This window comes from Corynebacterium sputi DSM 45148, assembly GCF_000427865.1.
Lineage (GTDB): Bacteria > Actinomycetota > Actinomycetes > Mycobacteriales > Mycobacteriaceae > Corynebacterium > Corynebacterium sputi.
Window position 1 is genome coordinate 109,502 of the sequence record NZ_ATYV01000011.1, and the last position, 6,363, is coordinate 115,864.

Here is a 6,363-nt window from a genome sequence, read left to right on the forward strand (position 1 = left end):
CCATGCTCGACACCCTCTTCGGACTTATCCCCGAGGACTCCCGCGGCAACCAATGGCTCGCCGAAGACCTGCAGCTGATCAACTGGGGCGGCTACGACGGAGCGCACCGCGTGAAGTTCGCGCCGGGCGCCACGCTGCTGTGTGGTGGTTCCGGTTCCGGAAAATCCACGTTGATGGACGCGTACATCGCACTGATGATGCCGCATACGACGCCGTTTAATGGCGCGTCGAATGGAGGCGTCGCCGGCCGTCCCCGTGGCGACGAGCAGCGCAACATTCTGTCCTACGGTCGCGGCAAGATTGACGAGTCACGGACTGAGAACGGCACCAAAGTGCGCGTCCTGCGCGGCGATGGTCAGGACACCTGGACCGCCGTCGCGATGACCTGGGTCGACCACGATGGATCGCGTTTCACTGCCGTGCGTGCCTGGTACATCGGGGCGGCTGCTCGAGTGGCTGATGATCTGGTGAAGGTTCGTGGCACGTTTGCCGGAGACTTTGACCTGACCTCGTTGGAGCCTGCCGCCGCGCACCGCCTGCGGGATTCCGCGGTGCGGGAGACGGGCTTGGAGACCTACCCCACCGATCGGGAGTTCTCCGCGAAACTGCACTCGGTCCTCGGCATCGGTGCTGCCGGATCAGGATCTAAGGCCCTGAACCTGCTGTCCCGGATCCAAGCAGGCCAGCAGATCACCACTGTCGATGAGCTGTACAAGCGCATGGTCCTGGAGGAGCCAGCGACTTTCGCGACTGCTGACGCCGTCGTCGAGCACTTCGACGAGCTTGAGGGAACTCGCGAGAAGATGGTCACCGCCCGCAGGCAACTCCGGGCGCTGTCACCGATTAGGGGAATGAAGGAGCGAATCGACGAGGCGACTGGACGCCTCGAGCTTCTCGACGAGGTCGGACAATTCTCCGACCCAACCTCAGTGGCCTCGCTGTGGAAGTCCCGCCAGCGTCGGGAGCTGTTGACACAGGTCCGCGGTGACCTGCAGCAACAGTTCGACGCTGCGGACCACCTAGTGGAAGAACGACAGCGTGCTGCCGCAGCTGCAGAAGAGGAACGCGACCGCTTGGAAGATGTCCTCCGGGCCTCCGGCGGCGAGCAGTTGGAAACCGCTGACCGCGAACTCAAGGCCGCCCAGCAAACCCTGACCCAGGTACAGCAGCGCCGCGAGCGATTCCTGCAGTCAGTCGGACCGCTGCGAGACGAGGTGGAAGCTGTCACTTCTGATGACTCCTTCGCCGAACTTATTGACCGCGCACGGGAGGTCCGCGACAACCCCGACGAAAAGACCGTGGTCCGCGACGCCTTCTTCGATGCCAAAAACGCTCGTAACCAGGCCGACCGAAAATTGCGCGAACTTGAGAACGAGCACCGACAGCTCTCCTCACGCCACGGCAATATTCCAGCTCCGCTCCACGAAGCGCGGTTGGTGCTAGCGGAGTCGATGGGGGTGGGTCCGGACAAACTGCCGTTCGTCGGCGAGTTGATCGAGGTCGCTTCCGGATTCGAGGAATGGCGTGAGGCGTTCAACCTCGCCCTTGGTGGTTTCGCCACGACCCTGCTAGTCGATTCCGATAATCTCTCGGACTTTCGCGTCGCTGTCGACCAGTTGAGGCTGAACCGACGGCTGCGTTTCGAGGGCGTCGAGACTGGAGTGCGTGAATCCACTCCTGCTGATGGGGAAACTCTTCCTGGACGCTTGGACTATCGCTCCAGCGAATTCACCGGCTGGCTCCAGGACCGGTTGGAGGACAACTTCGGATTCGTATGCGTGGACGACCCCAAGGACTTGGGAAATCACACGTTTGCGCTGACCGTGCGCGGGCAGATGTCCCAGGGAAACCGGGGAGCTCACGGCGGGCACGGCCGCGACAACGTGCTGGGCTTCTCCAATGACCGCAGGATCGCCGAGCTGGCAGAGGCCATTACAGCTGCGACTGAGCGTCGCGACCGGGCAGCCGCTGATGAGTCGGCAGCCTCAGAAGGACTCGATGACTTCGAGGCTCGTTTCGCCGCATACGGACACATCGTGGAGATGTCCTGGGGCCAGATCGACGTCGACGCCGCCGAGGATGCCTGCCACCGGTGGAGCGAGATCCGCGATGAGATCACGTCCGGCAACCCAGAGATCGCTGGTTTCCGGGAGAAGGTCGCTGAACTTGGCAGCATTATCACTGGCCACATCGAAGAGATTGGCCGAGCCAAGGGCGAGAAGGAGCGGGCCACCGCGCGCCTAGAGGAGCTCGACGACGAGATCGCGGTATCCGCAGACCTGATTGAGGCTGCGGAAAATGCAGATCTCTCGCTTTACGACACCCACCTCACTCACCTCAACTCCCTGATCGGCGAGCCCACCGGAGATCTGGCTGGATTCGACGCCTCGGTCTCTGCGGCGGCAAAACACATCGCCGAAGATCGACGAAACGCCCATGCTGCGGTGCACGAACAGCGGGAGAATTTGCGCCTGACTTTGGAGAACTTCCTGTCCGCATGGCCGAATCCCAATCTGCGAGCTGATCCGGAGACGTCTCTGCGCGACTTCGAGCGTTTCCTCGACGACCTGGAGGCAAGCGGTCTGCACGAAATGGAAGATGAGTGGAAGCAGAGTCTGGTCAGCCTCTCTGGCAATGACCTGACGAACCTGGACTCCACCCTCAGTCGTGCTGTTCGTGAGATTCGCGAGCGCATCGAGCCGATCAACCGGATCATGGCTGACCTGCCGTTCTACGATGACGACCACCGGTTGCAGATCACCCCGCGCGAAAGCCGGTCCGAGGTCAGGCGTAGGTTCCGCGCTGAACTGCGGGAGGTCCGCGCCCTCATCGAGAACGCTTCGAGTGATGATGAGCGCGAGCAGGCCTACGAGCGCACAGCAAAGCTGATCAATCGGATCCGCCGGACAGCACCGAACTTCGCAGATCTCATCGATGTGCGCAATCACGTGCGGGTCAGTGCGGAAAAGATCGATGCGGTGACCGGCGCGCATGCGGCACTGTACGACCACATTGGTGAGAAGTCGGGTGGCGAATCACAGGAATTGATTGCCTTCATCGTCGGTGCAGCGCTGCGCTATCAGCTCGGTGACGCCGATGCCGCCCGGCCCCGGTACGCGCCAGTGCTTCTCGACGAGGCCCTCATTAAGGCCGACGCTCACTTCACCAAACGTGCCATCGGTGCGTGGCGGGGATTGGGATTCCAGCTGGTCATTGGCGCTCCGAACGACAAGTACAGCGCCATCGAACCGCACGTTGACGTGGAGTACGACATCCTCAAGGACACCCGCGGCCGCTCCTGGGCGAAGCCCAAGGTAGCGGTGGCGTAGCCGGAGTTAGGTGAGGTCTCGGAGGGTGTCCTTGATCTCCTCCGGCAAGGCCTCGTGCCAGCGGTCTTCGCCGCCGGGCTGGGGCAGAACCTGCCCCCACTCGGACATGTTCTCCCCGGAGATCTCATTGATGTAGACCCAGATATGGGCCTGTGCGACGCCGGTGGCGTTGCCGATTTCCTCCATGACCCGGTCGATCAAGGTTCGCTTTTGGTCAGCGGTACGGCCGGAGCGGATATCAGCTCGGACCCAGATGTGTCCCTCGGTCAGTGCCCGTCCGCCGACGAAAACTGAGCCCTTCTCCACCTCAGGGAACAGCACCTGAGCGAAGTATCGGGGAGCGCCTGTGATGGCGTGATGAGCTTCGGTCAGCACCGAGGCAATGGAAGCCCGGGACTTGATTGAGATGGTGTCTGCTTCAGACCAGACGGTGTAGGTGGGCATGGCTTGCTCCGTATGTATCGAGGATGGTTTCTTGACCGAGAGGTTACTGCGATTTCTCCGGCCGCGACCGGACCAGCGCCTCTCGGGTGTAGCGAAGAATGGAGTCGTCCGTCATGCCGAGGGATCGCATGGTGGAGATATAGGCGTCGGAAAGCGAATCGGGTTGCGGAGGCGCCGCGACAAGCGTGCCTCCTCGACCCTTAGTAACTAGGTATCCAGCGGATTCGAGCTCGCGATAAGCGCGGGCGACGGTGTTCGGTGATACCCCGAGATCAGCGGCCAGGCGGCGAACAGCAGGGAGTTTCGTTCCCTCCGGCAGATCACCGGACCGAATCTGCGCGATGAGCTGACTGCGTAGTTGACCGAAAGGTGGAGTGGGAGAGGTGGGGTCGATGGTCAACGTCCTCATTCTGCGGCGCCCCAGAGCTGTCGCTGTTCGTATCCTTCACGCTCTCCGGTGAGCCAGGCGAGAACGGGCCTGACAGCGACGGCAATGATCAGGGCGCCGAAGATCAACAACGCCAGTCCCGTGATCGTCCATGTGAGTTCCTGGGTTTCCGGGGCGCGATAGAACCCGTCGGTGGTCACGACCTCCGCGATGAGTGCGAGCCAAAATGAGATCGCAATACATCCGACGACAATGACGAGGTTCGCCAGCCGACGAAGCCCGATCGCCCGTTCCGCATCATCCCAGGCCAGTTCCAGGTCGGTGCCGCTGCGAACCGGTGCGTCGATGACCTTGAACATCAGTGGCGCGGAGATCCACCAGGTGGCCAGCGCGATGAGGACTCCGCCGAATCCGAACAAGAAGGAGTTCCCGCGTTCGGCCTCGGGAATCATGCTGAACAATCCGTAGCCAGCAGCGATGCTAACCAAGAGTGCGACCGGAAGAATGAAGAATCCGAAGCGCTCGCCGGGAGTGAGGTAGTCGCTGAGCCTTGTGGATCGGGCCCGTGCAACAACTGGGGCATCTGCACGAGGAGACGGACGCGGTGTTGCGAGCATCCAAGCGCCGCCAAAAGCCGTGCCGGCTGCGGTCAACGCAATGATTAGAGGGGCCAACTGATCGGAGGCGTCGGTGAAGATCAGCACCGCACTGAATATGACCAGTCCAATCAGGCCTCCAGTGAGCATCCCTCGTTCCCGACGGCGGATCCTCTCAATCAGGGGAGCCGCGACCTCGTCGGTCAGTGGCAGTCCGGTGTCTGCCGCGTATTTCTCGAGGGCAGCAGGAGCCGGAGCTTTCTTTCCTCCACTGGTGAGTGCCACCGAAGGAAGAATGAAGCAGACGAGGGCGATGATGATCCAGATCGTGGTGATGATGATCCCCTTTTGTGTCAGTACAAAAACTGTACTAATACAAACCGAGATCGACAAGGGGGCCGCTAGTTAAACTCCAGGGAATATTCAGTCCCGATCGAGCCAGAGGAGGATTGTGTGAATCAGGTGAAGACGGTGGATCTAGTGGGGCTCTCTGCCGAAAGGCGAAGGGAAGTCGAGGCGAATCCCTCGATGGTTATGTTCGACGGGCCGTGGCAGATGCGGAATGACCCTGTCGTTGGGCTGGTGCTCCAGGTCCTTGGAATCTTTGCCGGACTTCTCATCGTCAGATGGATAGTGGTGGAGGTACTCGACGCCATGGGAGATGGAGACTCCCTCGCCATGGCGCTCGTCTGGCGCATCCCATTGCTCCTGCTACTGCTGGCGCTGTGTGCGTTGATCCCATTTCAGGCCGGGCGCGAGCGGCGTGCTGGCCGGATTTACCTCGCCGATAGTGGAATGCGGATGTCGATGCTCGACCGGAAAGTCACCGGAGATCGGGAGATGGCACAAGAGCTGTACGACGGTTACGTACGCGGCGACCTCACCTACAGCGACATCACCGTGCTCAACTCCCGGCCGGGGTATGGAGTGCCAGCGACCAACATCGCGGTACGGACCTATCTGGAGAAGCGGACAGATACCGCTTACGTGGGTGTGAGTTTCAAGGATGGGGATCAACTGGTCGTGTGGAGGCCGCTCCAGGTACCTCCGGGGCTCGGGCTCACCACAGTCACCGGCAAGCGGTACATGGAATACGAGTGAACCGTTGATGACGCGGATCTAGATCGCATAGAGAGGCAAGTGCTGCTGCTGAAAGTCCTCGCAACGTGCTCGACCTGAGCCCGGTTGGACGGAAAACCGATAAATACCGGACTTCACCTGCGGCTTTGCTGTGTGTGTGAGGTTATGGCTAATGTATGTCGAGTCAGCGCGGCAGAGCGCAGGGCACAGAGACGAACTTCTTCCGCAAGGAAGTGAAAACGACTCTGACCTTGGTTTTCCGCTTGGATCTGACGAAGAATTTTACTTCTTCTTCACCGCGAGTTTGCATCGCGGACAGACAGTTGGTAAAGTTCAATCTTGCTGCTGAGAGCGCCACGGAAAGTGGTTAGCGGTCAGTGTGCGAATGTTTTTTGAGAACTCGATAGTGTGCCGATGTACTTATTATTTACTTCGGTTTAATGATGCCGGCAGCGCCTAGCGGTGGCTGCTTAAACATTAACCGTATTTTTTGCGCATCCCATTTATACCCCGTCGGGTGGGGGTG

The 6,363-nt window shown here is 60.5% G+C and carries 5 protein-coding genes; 2 read left to right on the forward strand and 3 right to left on the reverse strand.

Annotated elements, in window-relative coordinates; translation table 11 throughout:
• The first annotated feature begins 2 nt into the window (after positions 1-2).
• Positions 3-3,329, forward strand: coding sequence for an ATP-binding protein (locus YWU_RS0107475; RefSeq protein WP_240484082.1), 3,327 nt, complete (start codon positions 3-5; stop codon positions 3,327-3,329).
• 6 nt (positions 3,330-3,335) lie between these two features.
• Here the strand turns inward: YWU_RS0107475 and YWU_RS0107480 are convergent, their stop codons facing one another.
• Genes YWU_RS0107480 through YWU_RS0107490 form a run of 3 tightly spaced genes read right to left on the reverse strand, consistent with a single transcriptional unit; the run spans position 3,336 to position 5,042 of the window.
• Positions 3,336-3,773 carry a tautomerase family protein gene (locus YWU_RS0107480; RefSeq protein ID WP_027019987.1) on the reverse strand — a complete coding sequence of 146 codons (438 nt, stop codon included), beginning with the start codon at positions 3,771-3,773 and terminating at the stop codon, positions 3,336-3,338.
• A 43-nt stretch (positions 3,774-3,816) separates the two neighbouring features.
• The gene (locus YWU_RS0107485; protein WP_027019988.1) at positions 3,817-4,182 is read right to left on the reverse strand and encodes a GntR family transcriptional regulator; all 366 of its coding nucleotides are present in this window, start codon (positions 4,180-4,182) and stop codon (positions 3,817-3,819) included.
• The gene (locus YWU_RS0107490; protein WP_027019989.1) at positions 4,179-5,042 is read right to left on the reverse strand and encodes a hypothetical protein; all 864 of its coding nucleotides are present in this window, start codon (positions 5,040-5,042) and stop codon (positions 4,179-4,181) included. The genes YWU_RS0107485 and YWU_RS0107490 overlap by 4 nt, the downstream gene beginning before the upstream one ends.
• Positions 5,043-5,210: 168 nt before the next feature.
• On the opposite strand from YWU_RS0107490, the gene YWU_RS0107500 reads away from it, so the two are divergent.
• Positions 5,211-5,858: a hypothetical protein gene (locus YWU_RS0107500; protein ID WP_027019990.1), complete on the forward strand. Its 648-nt coding sequence runs from the start codon at positions 5,211-5,213 to the stop codon at positions 5,856-5,858.
• Positions 5,859-6,363: the final 505 nt, after the last annotated feature.